21 protein-coding genes are annotated in these 26,274 nt (G+C 70.9%); 8 read left to right on the forward strand and 13 right to left on the reverse strand.

The features are described from left to right. Window positions 1-100 precede the first annotated feature (100 nt). The 4 genes from JOM49_RS29245 to JOM49_RS29260 all read left to right on the forward strand — a co-directional run bounded on the left by JOM49_RS29245 (window position 101) and on the right by JOM49_RS29260 (window position 2,902). Window positions 101-1,342, forward strand: a complete 1,242-nt coding sequence (locus tag JOM49_RS29245; protein ID WP_209667405.1) for a serine hydrolase domain-containing protein — start codon at window positions 101-103, stop codon at window positions 1,340-1,342. A 134-nt stretch (window positions 1,343-1,476) separates the two neighbouring features. After that, the gene (locus JOM49_RS29250; RefSeq protein WP_209667406.1) at window positions 1,477-2,322 is read left to right on the forward strand and encodes a hypothetical protein; all 846 of its coding nucleotides are present in this window, start codon (window positions 1,477-1,479) and stop codon (window positions 2,320-2,322) included. Between the two features lie 39 nt (window positions 2,323-2,361). Further along, window positions 2,362-2,700, forward strand: a complete 339-nt coding sequence (locus JOM49_RS29255; protein WP_209667407.1) for a HEAT repeat domain-containing protein — start codon at window positions 2,362-2,364, stop codon at window positions 2,698-2,700. A gap of 49 nt (window positions 2,701-2,749) precedes the next feature. Further along, on the forward strand, window positions 2,750-2,902 hold the full coding sequence (locus JOM49_RS29260; protein WP_209667408.1) for a hypothetical protein: 153 nt from the start codon (window positions 2,750-2,752) through the stop codon (window positions 2,900-2,902). An 11-nt stretch (window positions 2,903-2,913) separates the two neighbouring features. Here JOM49_RS29260 and JOM49_RS29265 read toward each other — a convergent pair whose 3' ends face one another. Further along, on the reverse strand, window positions 2,914-3,621 hold the full coding sequence (locus tag JOM49_RS29265) for a DUF998 domain-containing protein (RefSeq protein ID WP_209667409.1): 708 nt from the start codon (window positions 3,619-3,621) through the stop codon (window positions 2,914-2,916). Window positions 3,622-3,746: 125 nt separating this feature from the next. Between JOM49_RS29265 and JOM49_RS29270 the strand changes: the two genes are divergently transcribed. Continuing rightward, entirely contained in the window at window positions 3,747-6,956 is a 3,210-nt protein-coding gene (locus JOM49_RS29270) for an ATP-binding protein (protein ID WP_209667410.1), read from the forward strand. A gap of 20 nt (window positions 6,957-6,976) precedes the next feature. Here JOM49_RS29270 and JOM49_RS29275 read toward each other — a convergent pair whose 3' ends face one another. Continuing rightward, window positions 6,977-8,326, reverse strand: coding sequence for an amidohydrolase family protein (locus JOM49_RS29275; protein WP_209667411.1), 1,350 nt, complete (start codon window positions 8,324-8,326; stop codon window positions 6,977-6,979). Window positions 8,327-8,491: 165 nt separating this feature from the next. On the opposite strand from JOM49_RS29275, the gene JOM49_RS29280 reads away from it, so the two are divergent. Further along, entirely contained in the window at window positions 8,492-8,950 is a 459-nt protein-coding gene (locus tag JOM49_RS29280) for a MarR family winged helix-turn-helix transcriptional regulator (protein WP_209667412.1), read from the forward strand. A gap of 50 nt (window positions 8,951-9,000) precedes the next feature. On the opposite strand, the gene JOM49_RS29285 is transcribed toward JOM49_RS29280, so the two are convergent. Continuing rightward, window positions 9,001-10,572 (reverse strand): right-handed parallel beta-helix repeat-containing protein, encoded by a 1,572-nt coding sequence (locus tag JOM49_RS29285; protein WP_245369521.1) that lies wholly within the window; start codon window positions 10,570-10,572, stop codon window positions 9,001-9,003. 423 nt (window positions 10,573-10,995) lie between these two features. Here JOM49_RS29285 and JOM49_RS29290 point away from each other — a divergent pair, with 423 nt between their 5' ends. Further along, entirely contained in the window at window positions 10,996-12,372 is a 1,377-nt protein-coding gene (locus JOM49_RS29290; RefSeq protein ID WP_209667413.1) for a pectate lyase family protein, read from the forward strand. 85 nt (window positions 12,373-12,457) lie between these two features. Here JOM49_RS29290 and JOM49_RS29295 read toward each other — a convergent pair whose 3' ends face one another. After that, complete coding sequence (locus JOM49_RS29295) at window positions 12,458-13,492, reverse strand: zinc-dependent alcohol dehydrogenase family protein (RefSeq protein WP_209667414.1); 1,035 nt, start codon at window positions 13,490-13,492, stop codon at window positions 12,458-12,460. 254 nt (window positions 13,493-13,746) lie between these two features. Between JOM49_RS29295 and JOM49_RS29300 the strand changes: the two genes are divergently transcribed. Next, on the forward strand, window positions 13,747-15,459 hold the full coding sequence (locus JOM49_RS29300) for an IlvD/Edd family dehydratase (protein ID WP_209667415.1): 1,713 nt from the start codon (window positions 13,747-13,749) through the stop codon (window positions 15,457-15,459). A 27-nt stretch (window positions 15,460-15,486) separates the two neighbouring features. Here JOM49_RS29300 and JOM49_RS29305 read toward each other — a convergent pair whose 3' ends face one another. The 9 genes from JOM49_RS29305 to JOM49_RS29345 form a co-directional block, all read right to left on the reverse strand. Beyond that, a complete protein-coding gene (locus JOM49_RS29305) occupies window positions 15,487-16,284 on the reverse strand; it encodes an SDR family oxidoreductase (protein ID WP_308158915.1) in 798 nt (265 codons plus the stop codon). Window positions 16,285-16,317: 33 nt separating this feature from the next. Further along, window positions 16,318-17,277, reverse strand: a complete 960-nt coding sequence (locus JOM49_RS29310; protein ID WP_209667416.1) for an EamA family transporter — start codon at window positions 17,275-17,277, stop codon at window positions 16,318-16,320. Further along, window positions 17,278-17,964: a thioesterase II family protein gene (locus tag JOM49_RS29315; RefSeq protein ID WP_209667417.1), complete on the reverse strand. Its 687-nt coding sequence runs from the start codon at window positions 17,962-17,964 to the stop codon at window positions 17,278-17,280. It abuts the gene before it with no gap. Further along, the gene (locus tag JOM49_RS29320; RefSeq protein WP_209667418.1) at window positions 17,961-21,545 is read right to left on the reverse strand and encodes an amino acid adenylation domain-containing protein; all 3,585 of its coding nucleotides are present in this window, start codon (window positions 21,543-21,545) and stop codon (window positions 17,961-17,963) included. Before JOM49_RS29320 ends, JOM49_RS29315 begins: the two co-directional genes overlap by 4 nt. Before the next feature lie 25 nt (window positions 21,546-21,570). Continuing rightward, entirely contained in the window at window positions 21,571-22,395 is an 825-nt protein-coding gene (locus JOM49_RS29325; RefSeq protein WP_209667419.1) for a class I SAM-dependent methyltransferase, read from the reverse strand. Between the two features lie 41 nt (window positions 22,396-22,436). Next, complete coding sequence (locus tag JOM49_RS29330; RefSeq protein ID WP_209667420.1) at window positions 22,437-23,618, reverse strand: arginine deiminase; 1,182 nt, start codon at window positions 23,616-23,618, stop codon at window positions 22,437-22,439. Window positions 23,619-23,925: 307 nt separating this feature from the next. After that, window positions 23,926-24,537, reverse strand: a complete 612-nt coding sequence (locus tag JOM49_RS29335) for a helix-turn-helix domain-containing protein (RefSeq protein ID WP_209667421.1) — start codon at window positions 24,535-24,537, stop codon at window positions 23,926-23,928. Between the two features lie 71 nt (window positions 24,538-24,608). Continuing rightward, window positions 24,609-25,073, reverse strand: a complete 465-nt coding sequence (locus JOM49_RS29340) for a DUF11 domain-containing protein (protein WP_209667422.1) — start codon at window positions 25,071-25,073, stop codon at window positions 24,609-24,611. 41 nt (window positions 25,074-25,114) lie between these two features. Next, window positions 25,115-26,266, reverse strand: coding sequence for an NAD-dependent formate dehydrogenase (locus JOM49_RS29345; RefSeq protein ID WP_209667423.1), 1,152 nt, complete (start codon window positions 26,264-26,266; stop codon window positions 25,115-25,117). Between the last annotated feature and the right edge of the window lie 8 nt (window positions 26,267-26,274).

Raw genomic sequence — 26,274 nt, forward strand, 5'->3', positions numbered from 1 at the left:
GTCAGTGCGGTGGCCCTTCGGTGTCAGTGCGGTTGGCGATCGTTGCACCAGTGATCAGTCCAGCTCGTACACCTGAGCCCGACACCAGGGATGGGAAACCGTGAACACCAAGAACAAGAGCACCCGGCGGGGCTTCCGGCGAGCGGCAGCCGCGGTGCTGGCGACCACCCTGCTGGCCGGGGCGGCGGCCACGCCGGCCACGGCGGAGACCACTGCCCTGCCGCAGGCCGCCGCCGGACCGGACCGCCCGGAGCTGTCCGAATCCATGCAGGCGTTCATCGGCCTCGGTTTCACCGGGATGCAGCTGCGTGTGCACGACGAACGGGGCGAGTGGGTCGGCAGCGCCGGGCGGCGCGAGCTGGGCAAGACCGCGAAGCCGTCGACGAACGGGCGGTTCCGGGTGGGGAGCGTCACCAAGACCATCACCGCGACCCTGGTGCTGCAGCTGGTGGCCGAAGGCAAGGTCGGACTGGACTCCCCCGCCGCCGACTACCTGCCCGGGTTCGGGCTGGACCGGCGCATCACCGTGCGGATGCTGCTGCAGCACACCAGCGGGGTCTTCAACCACACCGGCCAGTACTACCCGGACGGGACCTACGTGCCCGGGATCGCCTGGTCGGGCCAGGAGTGGGTGGACAACCGGTTCCGCACCCACCGGCCGGAGGACCTGGTGCGGCTGTCGCTGTCCAAGCCCGCCCCGTTCGAGCCGGGAACGGCCTGGGACTACTCGAACACCAACTACGTGCTGGCCAGGTTCCTGGTCGAGAAGGTGACCGGTCGCTCCTACGTCGAGGAGACGCAGCGCCGGATCCTGCGGCCGCTGGGAATGCGGGGCACCACGATGCCGGGCACTTCGACGGAGGTCCCCGGGCCGCACGCCCATGCCTACTACCGGTACGAGGACGCCGGCCAGTCGAAGACGGTCGACGTCACCCGCCAGAACCCCTCCTGGGTGGCGGCCGGCGGTGACATGATCTCGACCTCACAGGACCTGCAGACGTTCATCACCGCACTGCAGGGCGGCAGGCTCCTGCCGGCCCCGCTGCTGGCCGAGATGCGCAAGCCGGACCCCACGGTCGGCTACGGCCTGGGCATGTTCGTGCAGGACGGCACCACCCCGTCGCCCTTCCCCGCGCCCAGCTGCGGCGTCACCGTGCTGACCCACAACGGCAGCGTGCAGGGCTACGGGACGCTGATGTACAGCACACCCGACGGCAGCAGGACCCTGACCGGCTCGATCAACTACGTCGACGACGCGGCGCAGTCCATGGCGGGCCCATTCCACACAGGACTGCAGAACCTCGTCGACGTGGTGTTCTGCGACGGGAAGACCGCTTCCTGATCGCACGTCACGCAGAACGGGACTGGCCACGTCGAGCATGGCGTGGCCAGTCCCCGTGCGCGGGGCGGGCAACCCTGGTGTCGTGTGGTTCGTGTAGGTCACGTAGGTATCGGCCAATGGGGGGCGAGTGGACGATGGTGCACCACGAGAACGACCAGGGTGCTGCGAGCGGCAACGGGCCGGAAACGCCGGTGTGGCTTGATGAGCCCACGCCGAAGGAAAGCGAAGCCGCCCGGGTCTGGCTGGCCAAGCACGGGATTCAGGTGGTCACGCCGGCGAGGTCGCTGGCAGTCCGGATCGGCGCTCGCCACACCCGCAGATCAGGCGGGTCGCGGTTCTTCCGCGTATACCTCGTGCTGTTCGTGGTAGCCATGTCCGCCTACTTCAGCCTGCAGTTCCTGCCCGGCGTCGACGAAGCGGAAATGTACGAAGGCGCGCTGGGCGTTTTCGTCGTGCTGGCGCTGCAGCTCGCACAGTGGATCACGATCAGGCGGCGGGAACGGCACCTTCCCACCGTGTCACGGCCCCAGAGTCAGTCTGTCCGGCAGGTGCTGGGTGGCTGGTACCTCGCCGCCGCGGTGATCACCTTCGGCGGCGGGGTGGCGCTGGCCGTGGCCATGTACGTCACCACCTCGGCACGGACCTACGCCTGGAGCTGGCTGGTTCTGCTCGGGATGAGCGCGGTCGCCGGCGCGGTGGTGCTGGCCGACGTGCTGCGGGCGCCGGCCCGAGGCGAGGACGAAGGCTCGCTCGCCGTCGACGCCGTCCTGCGCCGCGAGGACGCCTATCTGCTTCCACCCGCGTCTTTCGCCGTACTGGTGCTCTTCAATCTGCTTGTCGACGACCGGCAACCTGTCCAGTTCACCAACTGGCTGGCGCTCTACGCAGGCCTGGCCGTCGTCGCGCAGGTGATCGGCTGGCTGACACACGCACACGCACGCCGCCACCTGCCACCCGCCTACTACGGCACGGAACGGTAAAGCCACGGCATCCGGTCGGTGGCCGCTGATCTCAGCGAGATGACAACGCGGTTCCAGCAAGCCTTGCGGCTCATGCGCAGCCGGGATCCACAGGCCCGGGAAGACGGCTTTCACTTCCTGCTGCCCCACGCCGCGGAACACGCCGATCAACTCATCGACGAGTTCGCCCGGGAGCGGACCGACCACGGCCTGCGCTGCTGGCTGCTCGAACTCATCGGCCAGGCCCGCTCACCGAAGGCGTTGCCGGTACTCGCCGAGCAACTCCGCAGCAACGACGAGTTGCTGCGGAGCTGGGCGGTGAGAGGGCTGGAACAACTCGCCACCAAGCCGGCGCGCTACGAACTGTGGAAGGCACGAGCCAACGGACTCATCGACTGACCCGGCCCCAGGGTGTCCGGTCGGGTGGGGGTGTCGGATAGATCCGGGGTTGCTTGGCCGGGCCGCGGGCATGTTCGCGGTGACCAACATCGGCGTCTACGTGCCCGTCTTCGCCGTCTCCGGCGCCACGGACATGGCGGTCTTCCTGGTTGGCGTCGCGGGTGGTGCGCTGCCGGGCGGTTCTTCGCCACCCGCTCGCTGATCGCCCAGGCCTTATCGCGCTGGGGGCACGCGCTGCTGCCGCTTCCGCAGTGCCACACCCATGACGATGAAGCCGATCAGGAATGGATAGATGACACCGCGTTCGACGAGGCCGAGGAGAATGCCTGCTCCCGAGTCGAGGACGACCAGGTAGGCCGCCAGCGAGACGAGACCGAGTATTCCGGCCGCCACCAGGTATCTGCCCAGTCCACGGGTCAAGCCGAGGAGTTCGGACCTCCTGCCGAGCAGGATGACGAGCACGTTGCCGCTGAGGAAACCCGCGAAAGCGCCCAGCCCGTGGTAGTCGGTCGCGCTGTTGTCCGTTCCTTCGCCGGAGCCCGGGAAGAAGGCCAGTACGGCGCCGCCGATCGCCAGCAGTACCGCCATGGCGAGCACGAGCCGGCGACGTCCGGGCGGCAGTCCCCGCAACAGGACGACACCGGCGAGCGCGGCGAATCCCAGGAGGAAGAAGCCGGTGTTCATCACCCACGCGAGCGGCGAGTACATGAACTGCCCGAACGCGGTCGCGGGCCCGCGGACCCCGAGGTCGCTGATGAAGTGGTGCGTGTAGCTGTAAGGCGGATCCGTCCACGCCGCGGCGGCGATGAACTCGGTGGTGAAGTAGACGCCGCCACTGGCGATGAGCGCCATCCCCGCTGCGCGACGCCGCGGCATCGACGCTGGTCTGACCTGGCTGCCGGCGTTGTTCGTCTCCGTCATCTGCTGCCTCCGTTGTCCGTGCTGGTGTGGCACGCGAAGACTGCGGCGGGCCACTCACACGGGACGAACACGGCACTGACACGCCTGGCTGGGGGTCGTGCGGGCGAGCGCGCGAGGATGGGGCGATGGATGCGGGTGCCCGGCTTCGTGTCACGCTGCTCGACGCGTACCAGGTGTCGCGCGGTGACACCGTCCTGCCCGTTCCGGGCGCGCGGTTGCAGGGCCTGCTCGTCCGGCTGGCGCTCGCCGGTGGCCGTGCGGTCGAGCCCGATGCGCTGGTCGACGCGATCTGGGGCGAGGAGCCGCCGTCCGGCCCCGGCCCCGCGCTGCACACCCTCGTCACCCGGTTACGCCGAGCCCTCACCCCCGGCGACGCGATCGCCCAGGGCGCGGGTGGCTACCGGCTCGCGGTGGACGCGGCCGACGTGGACGCGCTGCGCCTCGAACAACTCGCCGCAGAAGGCCGGGAAAGCCTGCGGGCAGGCCATTCGGAAGCGGCGCGCGCGGCACTCGCCGAAGCCGTCGCGTTGTGGGGTGGCCACCCCGGCGCCGAACCCCCGGTCATCGCCGCGGTCGCGCCCACGGTCGCGACCCGGCTGGCCCAGGTGTCGATCGAGGCGGTCGCCGACCTCGCCACCGCCGAGCTGGCGCTGGGACAGGCCGAGGTGGCCGCTGCCCGGCTGACCGGTTTGCTGGCCGAGCACCCGGTCCACGAACGGGCGGCCACGGTGCTGATGGACGCACTCGCCGCCGCAGGACGTCAGGCCGAGGCGCTGGCGGTCTACGAGCGCGTCCGCCAAGCCCTGGCCGACGTCCTCGGCGTCGACCCCGGCACCGCCCTGCGGGAACGCCACTTGAGGCTCCTGCGCCCGGTCCCGGCGGACCAGCTCCGGCCGACGAACCTGCCCCTACCGCTGACCAGCTTCATCGGCCGCGACGACGACCTCGCCCGGATCGGCGCCCTGCTCACCACCGGACGCCTGGTCACCGTGGTCGGTCCCGGCGGAGCCGGGAAGACCCGGCTGGCGCTGGAGGCCGCCCACCGCCGCTCCTACCGCGATGGAGTCTGGTTCGTCGACCTCGCGGCCGTCACCGAACCGGCGAAGGTCGCCACGGCCGTGCTCAACGGGATCGGCTTGCGGGGCTCGATGTTCGACGCGCGCAAGCGAGCCGAAGGGACCGGCCTGGACGTCCTCGTCGGTGAACTCGGTGGCCGGGAAAGCCTGCTGCTGCTCGACAACTGCGAGCACCTGATCGACGCCGTGGCCCACCTGGTCGCGGCGCTGCTCCCCCGCTGCGCCGGGCTGCGGGTGCTCGCCACCAGCCGGGAACCTCTCACGGTCGACGGCGAGGGCTTGGTGCCGATCGGCCCGCTCGCGCTGCCCGGCCGAGGCGACGGCATCGAGCAGGCCGCAGGAACGGCGTCGGTGCGCCTGTTCGTCGAGCGGGCCGCCGCCGTGCGCCCCGGTTTCGCCGTCGACAAAGCCACACTGCCCGACATAGTGCGCGTCGTGCACGGCCTGGACGGCCTGCCGCTGGCCCTCGAACTGGCCGCCGCCCGGCTGCGCACCCTGTCACTGCCCCACCTGGCCGGCGGGCTCTCCGACCGGTTCCGGTTACTCGCCAACGGCAGTCGCGCCGCCCCGCCCCGGCACCGCACCCTGCGCGCGGTCATCGCCTGGAGCTGGGAGCTGCTGAGCGAGCACGAAAGCGCTGTCGCGGCAAGGATCTCCGTCCTGCCCGGCGGTGTCACACCCGCCTCGGCCACCGCCGTCTGCGCGGGCACCACCGTGCCCGCCGCCGACGTGCCCGAACTGCTCGCCGTCCTCGTCGACCGGTCACTGCTGCAGCTCGCCCCCGGCACCGGGCGCTACCGGATGCTCGAGACCATCCGCGAGTACGGCACCGACCGGCTGACCGAGACCGGCGACCTCGGTACGACCCGCGACCTCGCCGCCGCCTACTTGACCGAGTCGATGGCCCGCCACGACCCCCGATTGCGCGGACCCGAGCAACTGGCGGCCATGGCGGTCATCGGCGCCGAGTACGACAACACGCTCGCCGCCCTGCGTCACCTGTGCACCACCCGGGACTCTCCCGGCGCGATCGCCCTCGCCCTGTCCCTGACCTGGTACTGGCAGATGTTCGGCCGTCATGCCGACGGCTCCTACTGGCTGGGCGAGGCCCTGGCGGTTCACGGCGACGCGCCGCCGACCCCCGAACGCGACTGCGCCCGGGCCGTCCACCTGCTCAGCCGGGCCGACATCCTGTCGGGGATCACCACCAAGGAGGCCGAGGACGACCGGTCCGAAATGCACGAACTGGCGAGCAGGCTGCTCGCGCATTCCGAGCTGCCGAGCCAGTACCGCGTGTTCGGCCCGGTCCTGCTCTTCCTCCTGGAGCAGGAAACCGCCCTCACGAGCTTCCAGCGCATGGCCGACGGCGACGATGTGTGGCTGTCCGGGCTGGCCCACCTCTTCCTGGCCGAAATCGCCGAGAACGCGGGCGCGCTGACCCTGATGCGGGCCCACGTGGAAGCGTCACTGGCCCGTTTCCAGCAGGCAGGCGACCGCTGGGGCCAGGCAGCCGTCCTGGCGATGCGGGCACAGCTGCGGCGGTACGACGGCCTCGACGGCGCGCTGGCCGACCTGACCGACGCCCGGACGCTGGCGGACGAGTTCGGGGCGCTGAGCCTCGGCGACCAGCTCTACAGCGACCTGCGCTGGATCGACCTGCACCTGCGGCGCGGCGACACCGACCGGGCCATGGCCCTGACCGACGCGGCCAGGGCTCGCGCCCTGCACGCGTCCTCGGCGGAGATGCTGGTCCTCGTCGACGTGCAGGAAGCGAGCATCCGGGTCCGGCTCGGGGACCTGACCAGGGCAGGCGCCCTGCTCGACGACGCCGAACGGGGCCTGCGCGGCGACACCGCGTTCCCCGCGGACCAGGCCCGGACGCTGGCTCACGGGGCACGGGCCGCGCTCTGCCTGGCACTGGGTGAGTTACCCGGCGCGGACAACGCGCTGCGGAAGGCGTACGCGGCCGCGCTGGCAACCAGGGAACTGCCGATTCTGTCGCTGGTCGCGGTGAACGTGGCCGCACTCGCCCAGGCGCGCGGGCGGCAGCGCGAGTCGGCTGAACTGCTCGGCGCCGCCGCCCGGCTGCGCGGTGCGCATGACCACACCGATCCACAGGTTCGCGAGCTCACCCGCCGGGGTCAGGCGGCGCTGGGCGACGACGAGTTCACCGCGGCCTACGCGAAAGGCTGGGAATCCGGCACGGAGACAGCCGTGCTCACCGCCGACCCCGCCTGTTTGTCCAGAGTGGACGATTGACCCGCGCAAGCTGAACCCGTTCACCGCGCGAGGCGGACGCCCCGGCGCCAGACCTCCTTGATCGACAGGGAGTCGCTGATGTTCGTCGTCGGGTCGCCACCGACCAGCACCAGATCCGCGCGGGCCCCGGGCACGATGCGTCCCCGGTCGGTGAGACCGAACCGGCGGGCGGGCACCGAGGTCGCGGCACGCAAGGCGGCGATCGGCGTGAGACCAGCCCTGACCAGCAGTTGCATCTCGTGGTGGACGCTGGCGCCGTGGGCCATCCCGCCGAGTTCCGGCCACGCGACGGACACGTCGGTGCCCACCAGGAGGTCCACCCCGGCCGCGTGCAGCGCTCCCGCGGTCGCCAGGACCGCGTCGAAGTCGCCCTGCGGATACCGGTTGAGACTGCCGTTCAGGGTCGCGAGCCATTCGGGGTCCAGCCTGGGCCCGACGCGCGGGTCGGCCGCGAGTTCGGCGCCGGTCCGGCCCATGATCGACGCGTTGAGGCACAGGCACGGGGTGACGAACGCTCCGGAGCGGACGACGGCCTCGACGATTTCGCGGGTGTGCGGACGGTCGATGAACAGGTGGGCCAGCCCGTTCATGCCCGCCGCGAGGGCCTGTTCGGTCGCCGCCACGGTCAGCGTGTGCGCGACGGCGAGCTTGCCGAGGCGCCGCGTCTCGAGCACCCCCGCCCGGACCGTCGCGTCACTCATCATCGGCAGGTCGGGCGCCCCCAGCACGTGACCGTCTTCGATCATGAACTTGATGAAGTCGGAACCCCCGTCGACTCGCGTGCGGACCGCGCGGACGGCCTCCTCCGGGGTGGTGACCTCCGACGCGGCGGGATTCGCGCCCGATTCGCCCTCCGGCGGGCCGTCCGCACCGTCCCCCGGCGGTCCGTCCTCGGGCACCAGTTCGCTGGGGTGACCGCCCGGCGCGGTCAGGCTGAAACCGGCGGACCGGACGTCCGCGAGGTCGTCCCGGCCGGCGATCGCCTTGCGCCCTTCGGCGTCGAACCCGCCCTGCATCTCCAGTTCGGTGGTGACCCCGAACAGCAGCGCGTCGCGCAGGCCCTCCTCGGAGGTGTGCACGTGCGAGTCGATCAGCCCCGGCAGCAGCGTGGCCCCCGCGGCGTCGACCACGCTGGCGTCCGACGGGGCGATACCGGTGATCCCGACGATGGATCCGCCCTCGATCAGGACGCAGTGCTGGTCGAGCACCTGCTCGCCGTCGAAGATCCGCGCGTTGGCGATGGCCACCCGAGCCGTCGACGCCCCTTGCCCGCTGTCCCCGGAGCACGCACCGAGCGCCGCTGACGAGCTCGCCGCGGCCGCGGTCAGGCTCGCCGACCTCAGCACGGCACGACGATTGATGGAACACATGACGAACTCCCCTCTTACATGCGGCCCGCATATGCATGCAGGCCGTCAACATGTGCAAGGTTACATACATTCAGGTGTCGGCCGCGGCGGAGCTGAGAGCGCTCTCAGATCGCATGCATGCTGTCGAGCATGTGCAGACCGTCAAGGGTTGGTTAAACTCGCCGCGTGACGAACGAAGGCGAGTCCCAGGACGACCTGCTGGACGCGGTCGGGCCCGCGTTCGCCCGGTTGCGCAGGCGCACGACGCAGGTGCCCGTCGAGCCGCCGGTCGAGCGCAAGGACCTGAACCGCAACCTCGTCCTGAACATCATCGACGAGGCGGAGAAGGAGATGAGCGTCGGCGCGGTGGCCGAGGCCCTGTCCATCGACCCCTCGGTGGCCAGCAGGATGGTCGGCGACTGCATCTCCCACGGCTACCTGCTCCGCGCACCGTCCCAAGCGGACGGACGCCGGGCGGTACTCCAGCTCACCGAAGCCGGTTACGCACTCCGCGACCGCTTCCGCTCGCAACAGCGCCAGGCCTTCGAGTACATCACCCGCGACTGGCCGGAGGCGGAACGCCGGGAACTCGCGCGCCTGATCGTCAAGTACGCCGACTCCGCGGCCAAGGCGACCAGCGGCTGAAAAGCCGGGGTCAGCACGACGACGTGCTGACCCCGGCTCATGAGGTCCGGCTACAGGACGACGGGCTTGCCGCCGAGGGTCACCGCGAGGCGGCCGTCCGCGCCGAAGGACCAGCCCAGCGCACCGCTGTAGGAAGCGCACCGGGATCCGTTCGACCCCGCCCAGAACTGGTTCGAACTGTCGGTGTTGCCCACCACCTTGTCGTTCGTCCCGCTGCCGCTGCGGCACGAGGTGTTGTCCCGGAACACCGTCGACCCGGTCTCGAAGGTGAAGTTGCGTTCGTCGTTGTCGATGCTGAGGTTGTTCGACACCGTCATCGGTCCCGGGTTGCGGTTGTAGGTGAACCCGTGCTTGCCGTTGTCGAAGGCGATGCTGCGCCGGACCGTGTGGCTGACCGCGATGTCCTCACCACCGAGCTTGTACCCGTTGCGGTCGCCGTTCCCGGCCTGGCCGCCGTTGCTGAGCGTGCCGTTCTTGTAGGCGAGGGAGTCCTCGATGGTCACCGTGCCGATGGCCCCGGTGTCGGACTTGGTGTAGAGGTCCCAGCCGTCGTCGATGTTGTTGTGCGCCACGGCGTAGCGGAAGACGTTGCCGGGGCCGGAGGTGAGCTTCGCGGCGAAACCGTCGGCGTCCTCGCCGTCGGAATCGGCGTTGTCGTGCGATTCCGCGCTCAGCACGAGGTTGTTGGCCGGCCACTGGGCTTTCGGGGTGTCCGAGGTCATCCGCGAGAGCTGGAGCCCGGTGTCCCGGTTGAACCGCGTCACCGTGCGCTCGAAGACGTTGTTGCTGCCGCCGACGAAGATGCCGTTGTCACCGGCGCGTTCCACGGTGACGCCGTAGACGTGCCAGTACGAACCGTTCACCGCCAGGCCGCGGTTGGCGGGGTCCTCGGCCTGCGCGGAGAAGTTCAGCACCGGCTTCTCGGACTGGTAGGCGGCCAGCTTCTTGGGCGCGCCCGAAGTACCGCTGTTGCCCGGCGGGATGGTGACCGTCTGCGAGAAGTTGTAGGTCCCGCCACGCAGGTGGATCGTGCCTCCCGCGGCGACCCGGGTGAGGGCCGAAGTGAGCGTCGTCGGGTCCCCGATCGTCCCGGTCGCGCCGTCCTGGCCGGTCGGCGAGACGTACAGGGCGTCGGCGGGCTCCGGCTCGGTGCCGCTGGTGGTGATGTCGGCGTAGTCGATGTTGGGCAGGCCGCCCGAGGTGGTCGGGTCGAGCCGGATGGTGCTGGCGCCCGCGGGCAGCGTGACCGTCAGGGTCTTGGTCACCCAGGACGACCACGCGCTGGTCGGCTCGAACGACACCGTCTGCACCTTCGTGCCGTTGACCAGGAGGTCGGCGGTACGACCGGCCGTGGTGCCGTTGGCGAACCGGACGGCGACCGTCGCGGTGCCCGCGCTCGGCGCCGAAGCGGCGAACTGGACGTAGGCGCCGGTCGCGTTGGTGGCGTTGCAGAACCCGGAACCGGAGTAGCCGGGCCAGTCGGTGTCGACGGTTCCGGTGCAGACGGTGGGCGAGGACTCGGCCTCGTGGTGGGTGGTCGCGGCGTTCGCCGTGGCGAGTGGCAGCACCAGCGCGGCACCCGCCGCCATGGCGGTGCCCGCCGCGAGCAGTGTCAACCTCATCGTGGACCTCCTGCGTGATCGATGGACCGGCGGCGGCGGGTACCAGGCAAGGGAACGTCTCGAAAAAACCATGCTTTCCCCGGCGAATTCAAAACATTAACCCAGCCCCTTTCCGCACGCAATGCCGGACACCATGCGTGACCATTCACAATTATGAACAAAGGGGCGAAGCGCGCCACGCAGACTAGCGAACCCCGTGTGGACAATCAGGTACGACGCGTGGACTTTTCCGCATTGATCACCCGGCGAGGCAGACCGGCGCAGCCCACCCGCCAGCCTCTCACCTGCGAATTCGCCATCATCGACACGGCCGGACGCTTGACCTCGCAGCAACGGGCAACCTAGGATGACTTTTCCCAGAAAGCGCTTTCCGCGCCCCCTGTCGAATCAGCGAAATCGACCCAACGGAGACGTATCATGCGCATGAGACCCATGATTGCGTGCGTCAGCCTGTTCGCCGGCGCACTGGTGGCGGTGGCCTCCTCCGCCGCGCAGGCCGCGCCAACGCGGTACGAGGCGGAAAACACGCCGGCGGTGTGTTCCGGCACCATCGATTCCAATTGGTCGGGTTACTCCAGCAGTGGCTTCTGCAACGGCGCCAACTCCACCAGTGGCTACCTCCAGTTCACCGTGAACGCGGCGGCCGCGGGCACGGCGACGCTGGGGGTGCGGTTCGCCAACGGGACCACCACGGCCCGGCCCGCCGACCTGGTCGTGAACGGGGCCACCGTGCAGACGCCGTCGTTCGAGGGCACCGGCGCGTGGGCGACCTGGACGACCAAGACGCTGAGCGTGCCGGTGACCGCGGGCAGCAACACCATCCGGCTGAACCCGGGCACCGCCGGTGGCCTGCCCAACATCGACTACCTCGACGTCGAAGCGGGTGACACGCCCCAGCCGCCGGGCGGGATCGTCGGCTGGGCCACGCAGGCCGGTGGCACCACCGGCGGCGCGGCCGGTTCCACCGTCACCGTGAGCAGCTTCGCCGACTTCCGGACCCAGGCGCAGGCTTCGGGGGCCAGGACCATCCTGGTCAACGGCATGCTCAGCGGCTCGGGCACCGTCGAGATCAGCGCGAACAAGACGATCCGGGGCGTCGGGGCCGGCTCGGGTGTCTCCGGGACCACGCTCAACATCGAGGACATGCGGCCCGCCAACGTGATCATCCAGAACATGAACATCCGCGGGGTCCCCGGCAACGACGCGATCCAGATCGAGAACGCCACGCACATCTGGATCGACCACAACACCATGTCCAGCACCATCGAGAACGATCCCGACTTCTACGACGGCATGCTGGACATCACCCACGCCGCCGACTACATCACCGTGTCGTGGAACGTGGTCCGCGACCACTGGAAGACCTCGCTGGTCGGCCACTCCGACGGCAACGGCGGCGAGGACCGCGGCCACCTGCGCGTCACCTACCACCACAACTGGTTCGACCGGACCTTCGAACGCAGCCCGCGGGTGCGCTTCGGCGAGACGGTCCACGTGTTCAACAACTACTACTCCAATGTGGACAACAACACCGACTCCTACGCCATCGCGTCGCTGATGGACGCCGGACTGCTCGTGGAGGGCAACGTCTTCGAGAACGTGCAGCAGGCGTGCTGGTCCGCGAGCGGGTACGCGGACTCCGACCCGGGACGGCTGGTGGCACGCGACAACCTGCTCACCGACTCCGGACCGTGTGAAACGGGCGGCACCGTGGCCGCCATCCCGTACAGCTACACCGCCGACAGCGCGACCACCGTCAAGTCGTCCGTCACGACGGGCGCGGGTGCGGGCAAGCTCTGACCGGTGTCGTCGAGTGGCGATTCGGGGTCCCGGCCCGGATCGCCACTCCCACGCCTCCGGGATGTCGCGGCCGGACTCGGCGTGCTCACGGGCGGATCAGCACCTTCAGCGCTTCGCGGTCGGCCATCGCCTGGTAGCCGCCCGGAACCTCGTCCAGGCCGACGGTGCGGTCGAAGACCCGGCCCGGCTCGATGCGGCCCTCGAGGATGTCCGGCAGCAACTCCTCGATGTAGGCACGCGCCGGGGCGACGCCGCCGGTGAGGGTGATGTTGCGGAAGAACACGCCGAAGTCGGCGGGGACGTCCGGGTACTGCGGTGCGCCGACGCGGCTGACCGTGCCGCCGTCGCGCACGACACCGAAGGCGGTCTCGATGGCCGGTTTGAGGCCGACGCACTCGAGGACGGTGTGGGTGCCGTCGCCGCCGGTGAGCTCGCGGACCTTCTCCACGCCCTCTTCGCCGCGTTCGGCGACCACGTCGGTCGCGCCGAACGCACGGCCCAGGTCGGTGCGCTCGGTGTGCCGCCCCATCAAGATGATCTGCTCGGCGCCGAGGCGTTTCGCCGCCAGGACCGCGGACAGCCCGACAGCGCCGTCGCCGATGACGGTGACCGTGGTGCGCGGGCCGACCCCGGCGGTGACCGCGCAGTGGTGGCCGGTCGGGAAGACGTCGGACAGGGTCAGCAGGGAGGGCAGCAACGCCGAGTCCTCCCCGACCGGCAGCTTGACCAGCGTGCCGGAGGCCTGCGGCACGCGCACGGCTTCGCCCTGCCCGCCGTCGACGTCGGTGCTGCCCCACTGGCCGCCGTGGCGGCAGGAGGTCTGCAGGCCTTCACGACAGAAGTCACAGGTGTTGTCGGCCCACACGAACGGCGCGACCACGACATCGCCCGGCTTGAGGCCGGTGACCTCGGCGCCGATGTCCTCGACCACGCCGAGGAACTCGTGCCCGATCCGGTCACCGTGATCCTGGGCCGGTTTCGCCCCGAAGGGCCACAGGTCGCTGCCGCAGATGCACGAGCGCAGCACCCGCACGACCGCGTCGGTCGGCTCGTACAGCTTCGGATCCGGCACCGTTTCGACCCGCACGTCACCGGCGCCGTAGATCACTGTCGCCTTCATCGGCTCACTCTCGTTCGTGGATGGTGACCAGGGCGGTTTTCCCTGATCAGCTCCCGTCAAACGTGCTGGGCCGGCCGCCCGGCAGGGTCTGCTCTTCCGGGTAACGCCAGTACCCCCGGCGTCGTGCTGCCCGGCGACGAGCCATTGACGCCGACGTCCTGGCACGTAGTGTCGAAGCATCCTGATCACTTCACCCGAACGATTTTCGCGTGACGCGGACCGGGGTTCACGTCAGTGCGGACCGGAGGTTGAGCGTGCAGCTTCGCAGTGACCAGTGGTACGCGGGAGAAGACCGCAACGGCTACCTCCACCGCGCCTGGATGCGCCGCGGCACCCCGGCGGACGCGTTCACCGGCCGGCCGCAGATCGCCATCGCGAACACCGCGTCCGACCTCACCCCGTGCAACGCCCACCTCACCGAGGTGGCCAGGTCCGTCCGGGACGGGGTCTTCGAAGCCGGCGGCATCCCGCTCGAGCTGCCGGTCGTGTCCCTCGGTGAGACGAACGTGCGGCCGACCGCGATGCTCTGGCGCAACATGGCCGCGATGGCCGTCGAGGAGTTGCTGCGGGCGAACCCGATCGACGCCGTGGTGCTGCTGGGCGGCTGCGACAAGACGATCCCGTCCCTGCTGATGGGCGCCGCCTCGGTGGACCTGCCCGCCGTGGTCGTCCCCGGCGGCCCCATGCTGACCGGCACCTTCCGCGGCAAGCCGCTGGGCTGCGGCACCGACGTCTGGCGGCTCTCGGAGGAGGTCCGCGCCGGCACCCTGTCGCAGGAGCAGTTCATCCGCTCCGAGTCGGCGATGATCCGCAGCCGCGGGCACTGCAACACGATGGGCACCGCCTCGACGATGGCACTGGTCGCCGAAGCGCTGGGCACCGTCGTCCCCGGCGTGGCCGGTACGCCCGCCCCGGACAGCCGGCTGCTGGAGGCCGCCCACGGCACCGGGCGCCTCGCCGTGGAGATGATCGCCACGGACCGCCGCCCGAGCACCTTCCTGACCAAGGCCTCCTTCCACAACGCGATCGTGGCGCTGGCCGCCATCGGCGGGTCCACCAACGCCGTGGTCCACCTGCTCGCGATCGCCGGGCGCCTCGGCGTCGACCTGACCATCGACGACTTCGACCGGATCGGGTCGCGGGTGCCGGTGCTGGTGGACCTGCAGCCCGCGGGCCGGTTCCTGATGGAGGACTTCCACCGGGCCGGTGGCCTGCTCGCCGTGCTGCGCGAGGTCCGCGACCTGCTCGACCCGTCGGCTTTGACGGTGACCGGCGCACCCCTGGTCGACGCGCTCGAAGACGCCCCGATCTGGGACGCCGAAGTCATCCGGCCGCGGACCGCGCCGGTGGTGGCCGAAGGCGGAATCGCTGTCCTGCGCGGAAACCTCGCGCCCGGCGGCGCGCTGATCAAGCCCGCCGCCGCGTCACCCGAGTTGCTGCGCCACCGCGGCCGCGCCGTGGTCTTCGACTCGATCGAGGACTTCCACGCGCGCATCGACGACCCGGACCTCGACGTCGACGCGGACTCCGTGCTGGTGTTGCGCGGCTGTGGTCCGAAGGGTTATCCCGGCATGCCCGAGGTGTCGAACATGCCCCTGCCGACGAAGCTGCTCGAACAGGGCGTCCGGGACATGGTCCGGATCTGCGACGGCCGGATGAGCGGCACCGCCTACGGCACCGTCGTCCTGCACGTGACGCCGGAGGCCGCGGCAGGTGGCCCGCTCGCCCTGGTGCGGACCGGCGACCCGATCGTGCTCGACGTCGAGGCGCGGCGCATCGACATCGACATCCCGGCCGACGAACTCGCCAGCCGGACCCCGAACGCCGCCACCCTCGCCGGCTTCGCAGCCCCCCGGCGAGGCTGGGAACGGCTCTACGTCGACCACGTACAACAAGCCGACACCGGCGCCGACCTGGACTTCCTCACCGGCTCCAGCGGATCCGCGGTAAGCCGAGAATCCCACTGATCCCGCCGGTGCCCGGCTTCACGACACTCACATGACCCAGCGGCGGAAGCCGCCTTCGGTGTTGAGGGTTTGGCCGGTGATCCACTGGCTGTCGTCGGAGGCGAGCCAGCGGATGAGGCGGGCGACGTCGTCCGGGCGGCCCCAGCGGCCGGCCGGCAGGGCGCGGCCGACCCGCTCGGTGAGCTCCGGGGTGGCCCACCCGGTGTCGACCGGGCCGGGGTTGACCGTGTTGACGGTGATCCCCCGGTCGATCAGCGCGTCGGCCAGGGTGAGCGTCATCTGCTGGATCGCGCCCTTGCTGACCGCGTACGGCACCTCCTGGCTCATCGGCGCCAGGTGCTGGCCCGAGGTGAACAGGATGAGCCGCCCGCCGGGGCGGGCGTCGTCGTGCGCGGTGGCGAACGCCTGCGCCAGCAACACGCTCGCCCGGGCGTTCACCGCCCAGGTCAGGTCCAGTTCGGCCGCCGTGACTTCCGCGAGGGTCTGGGTCGAACTGCGTGCGTGGTTGGCGACCACCACGTCGACCGCGCCGAACGCCTCCACGGCACGGGCGATCACCTGCCCGGGTGCCTGGGCGTCCGCGAAATCGGCGGCGACGTGCTGCAGCCGCCTGCTCTCGCCACCCAGCGCCTCCACGATCCCGGCGTCTCCGACGGGGTCTGCGCCCCATGGCTGGCCGGCGTCATGGGGCGACCACGAGTGCACCAGCACCGACGCCCCGGCCGCCAGCAGCTCCTCCGCCACCGCGAAACCGATCCCGGCCCGGCGGCTGACACCGGTCACCACCGCGACCCGGCCTTCCAGAGACCCAACTCCGCTCACCACGCCCTGCACGGTAAACACCGAGCGCGATTGGCCTCAACCGCGTTTCCCGGCGCTGCGCGAATCCTCAGCCTCGGGGGTGCTCGCCCTGGTGCCGGACTCGGCGGGGCGGCGTTCGCCCCAGAGGACGAGGATGACGGCGACGATGATGAGTGCGCCGCCGCCCAGGATGCCGGGGGTGAGGTGTTCGTCCAGGATCAGCCAGCCGAGTACCAGTGCGATGGCCGGGTTGACGTAGGCGTACGTCGTGGCCACCGAGACCGGGGCGTGGGTCAGCAGCCAGATCAGCGAGCCGAACGCGAGGATCGAGCCGGGTCCGATGAGGTAGAGCAGTGCCCACCAGGAGGCACCGGACCAGCTCGCCGGGTTCGGGTCCTCACCGGCGAGCAGGCCGACGACGATCAGCAGGGGGCCGGCCACCAGCATCTGCACCCCGGCGGACAGCAGCGCGTTGCCGGGCAATCGAACGCGCGGCGTGAAGAAGGAGCCGATCGCTTCGGCGATCGCGGCCGCCAGCACGATCACCAGGCCGGTGAAGGCCACCGGTCCGCCCCACCCGGACGGCGCCAGCAGGATCGCCACCCCGCTGAACCCGGCGAGCAGGCCCAGCAGCACCACCGGCCGGGGGCGTTCCCTGGCGAGCAGCCGGAACACCGCCACCCACAGCGGCATCGAGGCGATCACGAGCGCGGCCACGCCGGAGGGCACGGTGCGCTCCCCCAGCGTGAGCAGGCCGAGCCCGCCGCCGATGATCAGCACCCCGATCACCGCGGCCCCCCGCAACTCCTGCCGGCTCACCGGGAACCAGCGGCGGGTGCGCGCCACGCACCACCCGTGGAGCAGCACCCCGGCGACCAGGAAGCGGATCCCGGCACCGGACAGCGGCGGGATCGTCTCCACCATGACCCGGATGGCCAGGTAGGTCGAGCCCCACACCACGTAGAGCACCAGCAGGTTGGCCCCGATCAGCCAGCTGGGACGGGCGTCGCCGGTCACTCACACCTCCAGGTCACGGGCGATCGCGCGCAGCAGCAGAGGGCGGGCGGTGCTCAGGTAGAAGTGGTCACCGGGGAGCAGGCGCCGCCGGAACGCGGCGCTGGTGTGCTCGGCCCAGTCGTCGAGGTCGGCCGCCGCGACGGTGGGGTCGTCGCGCCCGGCGAACGCGGAGATGGGGCAGTCGAGCGGCGGTCCCGGCTGGTGGTCGTAGGTTTCCGCGAGCGCGTAGTCGGCACGCAGCCGGGGCAGCAGGACCTCGCGGCTGCCCGGGTCGGCGAGCAGGTCCGGCGGGACACCGCCCAGTCGCTCGACCCTGGCGACGAATTCGTCGTCGGAGAGGTGCCGCTGCTCGTCGTGGTGCTTCGCCGCGCGCGACGGGGGCACGCTGCCGGAGACGAAGAGCCTCGTGGGCGCGTTCCCGGCGGCGGACCTGGTTCGGGCCAGTTCGAAGGCGACCACCGCTCCGACGCTATGACCGAACAGGGCGTACGGCAACGCGGCCGCTTCACCCGCCAGGGTGTCGACGAGCTCGGCCATTCGGTGGCGGGGTTCGGCGTCGTCGCCGTCGCGGCCGGGCAACCGCACCGGTCGCACGTCGAGATTCGCCGGCGCGTCCTCGCGCCACCCCGCGTACGCCGAGATCCCGCCACCGGCGTGCGGCAGGCAGTACAACGTCACCGGCGTCATGAGTCCTCCCCCGCCAGCGCGGCCGCGAGGCCCCGCACGGTGGGCCGCCGCAGGAAGGTGCCCAGCGGCACGGTCGAGCCCAGTTCCCGGCCGATGCGGTTGATCAGGCGGGCCGCCTGCAGCGAAGTGCCGCCGAGGTCGAAGAAGTCCTCGTCCGGGCCGACGCCGGGCACGCCGAGCACCCTGGCCACCAGCTCGCCAAGGTCCCGCTGCTCGGGCGGGAGCTCCCCGCCGGCGCCCGGGGTGGCGGTGGCGTGTTCGGCCAGCAGCGCGGCCCGATCGACCTTCCCGCTGGGCGCCTGCGGCAGTGACGGGCGCGGGTGCACTCCGGCGGGCACCAGGTGCGCCGGGAGCCGTTCGCCCAGCCAGGCACGCAGGTGGCCGCCGTCCAGCTCGGCGCCGCTCTCGGCGACGACGAACGCTTCCAGCCTGGCCGGGGTGCCGACCGCGCAGACAACGGCCTGCCGCACGTCCCGGTGGCCGCGCAGGGCGTCTTCGACCTCTCCCGGTTCGACGCGGAAACCGCGGATCTTCACCTGTTCGTCGAGGCGGCCGAGGAATTCCAGCGCGCCGTCCGCGCGCTGCCGGACCAGGTCGCCGGTGCGGTACATCCGGCCGGGATCGAACGGATCCGGAACGAACCGTTCGGCTGTCAGCTCAGGCCTGCCGAGGTAGCCGCGCGCCACCCCGGCCCCGGCCACGTGCAGTTCGCCGGGCATCCCGGCGGGCACCGGCAGTCCCTCGCCGTCGAGCACGTGCACGCGGACGTTGCTCAGCGGGCGGCCGATCGGGATGCCGCGTGCGATGTCCTCGGTGGTGACGTGCCAGGAGGTCACGTCGACGGTGGCTTCGCTGGGCCCGTAGAAGTTGTGCAGTTCCGCCTTCGTCCGCTCGAAGAACCGGGCGCACAGCGCGGAAGTGAGCTCCTCGCCGCCGGAGAAGACGTAACGCAGCTGGGGGCAGTCCGCGAAACCCGGCTCGAAGTCGAGTAGCACGTCGAGCAGGCTCGGCACCAGGCCGAGCGCGGTGACGTGCTCCTCGGCGAGCACCTGCATCAGGTAGGCCGGGTCGCGGTGACCGCCGGGTTTGGCCAGCAAGAGCCTGCTGCCGGCCAGCAGCGGGGCGAAGATCTCCCAGACCGAGATGTCGAAGCTCAGCGAAGTCTGCTGCAGCACCGTGTCGGCCGGGCCGAGGCCGAAGGTGCGCTGGTCCCAGCACATCCGGTTGACCACCCCGGCGTGTTCGACCTCGACGCCCTTGGGCCGCCCGGTGGAGCCGGAGGTGTAGATGACGTAGGCGAGGTCCCGCGCGGTGGCCCGGCTCGGCGGATCGGCCTCGGGTTCGCCGCCGAGGTCGAGTTCGTCCAGCGCGAGCAGCAGCCGGTCCCCGCCCGGCAGCCACTCCCGCATCCAGTCCTGCGTGCACACGATCCGGGTGCCGCTGTCCTCGATCATGTAGGCCAGCCGCTCGGCCGGGTAGTCCGGGTCCAGCGGCAGGTAGGCGGCCCCGCTCTTGAGCACCCCCAGCACCGACACGATCATTTCGATCGAGCGCTCCAGGCAGACGCCGACGAGGTCGCCGGGGCCGGCGCCATGCTCGCGGAGCAGTTTCGCGAGCCGGTTGGCCCGGTGGTTCAGCTCTCGATAGCTCACCGTCTCACCGGAGGCGGCCAGCGCGGGGGCATCCGGTTGGGCGCGCACGACTTCTTCGAACAGTTCGTGCACGCACCGGTCTTCGGGGAAGTCCGCCGCGGTGTCGTTCCACTCCGGTCGTGTCCGGCGCGCGGCCAGTTCCCCCGGTGACGGACCGGGCGCGGTCGCGCGCCGTGGTCCGGCGGGCACGGTGACTCCCGGCCCAGCCAACCGGCCCGGCGGGCCGAGGACGCCCGACATCGCCACGGCGTGGCGGTAGCAGTCCGCCGTCCCGGACTCCTCGGTCAACCCGGACGCACCGTGCACCTGGATGGCCCGCAGGCAGGCTCGCACGCTGTCGCGGGCCGCGGCGGCGAGCAGCATGGTCGCGTCCCCGCCGGTCTCGCACAACTCGGCCAGCCGGGCGGAAATGGCGTCGAGGCGCACCACGTCCGCGGCGAGCGGCAGGCTCACCCCTTGGTAGTCGGCGATGCGCTCGCCGAACTGCACCCGCTCCCCCGCCCTGGCCGCGGCCAGTCCGGTGGCCCGGCGTGCCAAGCCCAGCAGGTAACCGGTGTGGCTCAACGGACTGCCGAGTGCCGGGTCGGCGGCGAGGGTCTCCGGTGGAAGGCCCGCTCGGCCGAGTTCCTCGGCCAGTGCCACCGTTTCCGCTTCTCCTGCCCCGATCCCGCCGTCTTCTGCCGGGCGGGTCGGCGGCAACCAGCCCTCTTCGGTGCCGCGTGCTCGCAGTGCGTCCGCGGGGTGTGCCGCGTGCGTTGCTTCGGTGGCCGCGTCGGCGAAACGGCGGCGGAGTTCCCGCCGCCAATCCACCGCCGGGCCGCTTCCGTCACCACCGGCGATCGGATCGAGCACCGCGGTGGCGACCGTGCCGAGCAGGATTTCCGAGGTGCCCGCGGCCAGGGTCAGCCCGGGGGCCTCGTGCACCGCGGCGGTGAGCGCGGGGCCGGGCTCGGCGAGTTGCCACCGCAGCAGCGCCACTTCCTGCGCGAGTTCACTGGCCCGCCATTTGGCCGCCGCGAGATCCGCGTCGGTGCAGTGCCCGGCCGCCAGCAACGCGACCGTGCGGTCCGACAACGCACGGGCGGCTTCCAGATCGGTGTCCAGTTCGAGGAGCCGGTGCCGGTGCGCGGTGTCCTGGCGCAGCCGTGCGGTCAGTGAGTCCAGCCAGCGCCGCGCCCGGCCGTAGAAGCAGATGCCGGTGCGTTCCGCCCCGAGCGCCCCGCCGATCAGCGGCCAGCCACCGCCGGGCTCGCCGATCACCGCGCCGGCGTCCAGCGCGACCTGGTCGAAGGTGACCTTCGTGAAGGCTTCCGGGTTGAGCGAGCCGACCCGCTCCACGGTCACGCCCGGCGCGTCCAACGGCACCAGGAACAAGGTGATCGAGGTGAAGCGCCCGGCGCCACCCGGCTCGGCGGGGCCGGTGCGGGCCGCGCAGACGCCGTAGCCCGCGAGATCGGTGCGCACGTTCCAGATCTTGGTGCCGTGGAGCACCCAGCCGTCCCCGGCCGGTTCCGCCGTCGTCCGCAGGGAACTCAGGTCGGAACCGGCCGAGGGTTCGCTGTAGAGCACGGAGAAGAAGACCTCACCCGCGGCCATCGGCGGCAGGTGCCGCGCCTTCTGCCGGTCGGTTCCGGCGGCCAGCAGGGTCGTTCCCGCGTTCTCGATGGTGTTCACCCGTGCGGTGTCGGGGACCCCGGCCAGCGCGAGTTCCTCGGCCACCGCGGCCGCGTCGGCGATGCCACCACCGCGGCCGCCGTATTCACGCGGCCAGTCCGGCGCCAGCAACCGCGCTCGTCCCAGTGCGCGGTAGGTGCGAGGTGCCCAGGGCAGGCCCCGCCTGGCACAGTCCTCGGCCTCCGCCCGGTACTCGGGGACCCGCAGGATCTCCCGGACCTCTTCCCGCAGTCCCGCCGTCGAGCGCACCATCATCGACTCACCTCCCCGTGCCCGGAATTCAGCTGTGCACCGCCGGCTTCACCGCTTCCATCAGCAGGTGGTACCCCAGGTGGTTCAGCGGCGGCAGGTCACCGAGCAGGGTCTCCAGTGTCCGGACCGCACCGGCCACCTCGGCGGTCTCCAGCACGGAGTCGGCCAGCCAGGCCGAAAGCGGGATGTTGCCGCGCAGGGAAACCGGGACCAGACCGGCCACGGCGGTCAGCCGCTTGAGGTCGTCGGGCGAGAAGCTGTGCCACGGCGCCCGCAGTTCGTCGCCCTCGCGGGTGCCGGTGAACACCAGTTCCTTGTTCTCCACGTCGGTGATGTCCACGGTGGCGAACCGGTCGGCCGAGCTGAACCGCTCGAACACGGAGTTCTTCACCCCGATGATCAGCCGCCCGCCCGGCCGCAGCACCCGGCGGACTTCGCTGAAGACTCTCGGGTGGTCGGCAGGCGGCACGTGCATCAGCGCCAGCATCGACACCACCGCGTCGAAGGAATCGTCCGGGAACGGGAGCGCGGCCATGTCGCCCTGTTCGAAGCGCACGTCGAGGTTCGCTTCGGCGGCCTTGCGCGCGGCCTGCTCGAGCATCGCTTCGGTCAGGTCGAAGCCGGTGACCGCTTTGGCCCGGTGGGCCACCGGAATGGTGATCCGGCCGGTGCCGCAGCCGATGTCGAGCACTTCGTCGTCGGCGGTGACCCGATCCAGGACGAACGAGATCTCGGTGTCGGAAAAGGTGGCATCGAGCGCGGTGAAGCCCGGGATCCGCTCGTCGTACTCACCGGCGATCCGATGGTAGATACCGGCGATCAGATCTTTCTGCTGACTCGTGTTCGCCTTCACGTTGTTCCTTTCTCGATTGTGTCCGCCCAGCCTCGAAATGGCTAGGAGTCCCGGTGCAGCGGGCACGACAGGCAGCGGGGTCCGCCGCGTGCCCGGCGCAGTTCGGAACCGGGTATCCGGTGCACCCCGATCCCGTGCCGTTCCAGGTGGTCGTTGGTCAGTTCGTTGCTTTCGTAGGCGATCACCTCGCCCGGCGCGACGGCCAGCACGTTGCAGCCGTCGTCCCACTGTTCTCGGCGGTGGTTGCCGCCGTCCCGCCCTGGCTCGAGCACCCGCAGTGCCGAGCCGAGTGCTTCCCCGGCCGCGGTGGCGAAGTCCGGCTGGTGCCGCAGGACCGGGCCACCGCGGCCGGGCCGCAGCGTGCACACCGGCCGCCCGCCGAGCTCGGGGGACATCACCACCGCGTCCTCGTCCACAAAGGACACCAGGGTGTCCAGGTGGATGGTCGCCCTGGTCCGTGGCAGGTCCACCACCACGAGCCGGTCGCAGAGTTCGCGGGCGAACAGTTCCTCCGCCAGCGCCTCCACCGCCGCCGCGCAGGTCCGGTCACCGACGCCGACGGCCAGCGCGCGGCCGGACAACACGAGCAGGTCGCCACCCTCGATGGGCATCGACGGGGGCAGCGCCTCGTTCCAGCACCGCTCGGCGTGCCCGGCGAACCAGGGGTGGTGCCGGTACAGGGCGGCGACGAGGTCGACCTCACGCGCCCGCGCCCCGGAGCGCATCCGCCCCAGCAGGTAGCCGTCGCGGAACCAGGCGGAGCTGTCCCTGGTGAACATCTGGTTGGGCAGGGGATCCAGCAACCGCCACGGCCGATGCCGCCACAGCGAGCCGGTGCCCGGCACCCACCGCGGGACCTCGTCGCTGGAAATCCCGCCCAGCAGACTCCGCACCAGCATTTCCGCGGGCAATTCCGCCAACCAGGAAATCACCTCGTCACGCGCCCGCGGTGGAACCCGGGCCCCGGCCATGGCCTGCGCGGCCAGTCGCCTGCCGACTTCTTTGTCCCGGCACACCTCCGCGAGCCCCTCGCGCAAATCCAGGACCGCGACTCCACGAGACCGCAATACCGTCGTGAAAGCCTCGTGTTCCTCCCTGGCCCGTTGCGGCCAGACCAATTCGTCGAACAGGAACTCGGCGTGGTCATCCGGGGTCAGGGTATTGAGCTCACCGTCCGGACTGTGCACCAGCACCGCACGCAATGCCCCAGTTTCCGATTCCACGCTTCGCACGTTCAGCAGCGGCCTCGATCCCACGCCGACTTCCTCCCCGGTTCCTGGACCTCGTGGCGCGGATAGACCTCGAACCGGGCGGGCAAACACGGCATTCCGAGAGATATCGTGAATTACCCGTTCGTTGTAAGTAAAACACTATCCGTGATTGGCCAGGGCCAGTTCGAGGCCGCTCCGCGAAACCGCAGGTGAATCGGCCGGGAAATGATCACCATGGCGATCAATTCCACCGGGCACCCCGGACGTAGGCCGAATGGCGTGGGCAATCGGCAACATCCGGCGCAATGCGGGAAAACAGTCAGCGACCTCGCGGACCTGCGAGCTGGGGGAAGTCCTCCGGGCGGACCTTCAACTGGATCCGTTCCCCGGAGGTGCTGAGCACGCTGAGGAACTCGGCGGCCTGCGGCTCGGCGTTGCCGAACCAGTGCGGCACGCGGGTGTCGAACTCGACCGCTTCCCCCTCGGCCAGCGTGAAATCGCGGGGGCCGAGCACCACGCGCAGGCGGCCGCTGAGTACGTAGAGCCAGTGGTACCCCTGGTGCGAACGGGGATCCGGGGTCACCCCCACCGGCCCGGCCGGGAGCAGGGACTTGAACGCCCGCAGCTCCGCCTGGCCGGTGGTCAGCGGGATCGCCGTCATCCCGTGCCGGGTGATCGGGCGGGGGCGCAGGCGCGGATCCCCGGTGGGCGGCGGGTCGACCAGGTCGTCGAGCGCCACGCGGTACGCCCTGGCCAGCGGGAGCAGCAACGCCAGCGTCGGCGTCCGCACCCCGGACTCCAGGCGCGACAACGTACTCACCGAAATCCCCGTCCGCTCAGCCGCCGCGGCGAGCGTGTCCCCCTCACGCTTGCGCAACGCCCGCAACCGCGGGCCGATGGCCGCCAGCACCGGCCCGAACTCATCGATCATGGATCGAATTGCAGTTTTCGGCGCCTGCTTTGTCAAGCACCGTCAAGCACCGTCGAGCACGTTCAACACCTTCAACACCACAGCGGCGGAAGGGGCGGTGGTGGCAGCCCCGGGGAGCCGAAGTACCAGCACGTCACCGTCGCCGCGTCGTTGGCCGGGCCGGGATCGACCGGTGTGCTCGCGGTCCTGGTCGCCGTCGCGCTGAGGGTGGGCGGCCCGCCGTAGGTGTAGTAGACCCACCCGGCCATCGCCGCCGTGCCCCCGGCCTGCACCGGGCCGAAGTCGCAGGTCATCGTGTCGGCCGCGGTGTCGAGCACGCAGGGGGCCGCCGCCCCGGACGTGACGCGCGGATCGAGCGCCACGACCACCCTCGCCGAGGTGACCGGATCCGGGCCGAGGTTGGTGACCGAGACTTCGTAGCGGGCACCGGGGAGCACCGAGCCGGGCAACGCCGTCATGCCGATCGAGAGGTCGGCGGCGCCCGGCGATACCGGCACGAGCAGTCCCGCGGTCAGCATCAGAGCGATCGGGAACACGGTGATCCCCTTTCACGGCAACGGGTCTCCAGGACAGGCCCTCAGCGGGTGACCGAGTAGGAATGAGCGCCGGTGCCGGCCAGGGCGCCGCTGTCGACGATGAGGTATTCGTCGCGGATGGGGGTGCCGGTGAGCCACGATTCCAGGATTTCCCGCGTACCGGCGGCATAGCGGGCCTGCGCCGAGAGCGAGCTGCCCGAGATGTGCGGGGTCATGCCGTGGTGCGGCATCGTCCGCCACGGGTGGTCGGCCGGGGCGGGCTGCGGGAACCACACGTCACCGGCGTATCCGGCCAGTTGCCCGCTTTCCAGCGCCCGCACGACGGCGTCCCGGTCGGCGATGCGCGCCCGCGCGGTGTTGATCAGGTACGCCCCCCGCTTCATGGTCGCGATCAGCTCGTCGCCGAAGAGGCCTTCGGTTTCCGGGTGCAGCGGCGCGTTGATCGTCACCACGTCACAGGACGGCACCATGTCCGCGGCGCTCGGGTGGTAGTTCAAGCCGAGTTCCCGCTCCACCTCGGCGGGCAGGCGGTGCCGGTCGGTGTAGTGCAGGTGCACGCCGAACGGCGCGAGCCGCCGCAGTACCGCGGTGCCGATGCGACCGGCCGCCACGGTGCCGATGTGCATGCCCTCGACGTCGTAGGAGCGGGCGACGCAGCCGGCGATGTCCCAGCCGCCGTCGAGCACCACCTGGTGCGACGGCAGGTAGTTGCGCACCAGCGCGAGGATCGACATCATCACGTGCTCGGCGACACTGATGCTGTTGCAGTACGTCACCTCGGCGACCGTGACGCCGTGTGCGATCGCCGCGTCGAGGTCGACGTGGTCCGAGCCGATGCCCGCGGTGATCGCGAGCTTGAGGTTGCGGGCCCCGGCGATCCGGTCCGCGGTGAGGTAGGCGGGCCAGAACGGCTGGGAGATCACCACGTCGGCGTCGGCCAGCTCGCGGTCGAGCACCGCTTCCTTGTCCGAGGTCACCACCAGGGTATGTCCGGCGGCCTCGAGGAACGGGCGCAGTCCCAGCTCACCGGACACGCTGCCGAGCAGTTCACCGGGAGTGAAGTCGACGCCACTCGGTGTCGGCAGCGTCTGCCCGCCGGGATAGCCGTCGAGCCGCGGGAGATCGTCTCGTGCATAGGATCGCGGGCGGCCGCCGGACGGGTCGTCGTAGAGCACGCACAGCACCTTCGCCATGGCTGACT

The organism is Amycolatopsis magusensis, assembly GCF_017875555.1.
GTDB lineage: Bacteria > Actinomycetota > Actinomycetes > Mycobacteriales > Pseudonocardiaceae > Amycolatopsis > Amycolatopsis magusensis.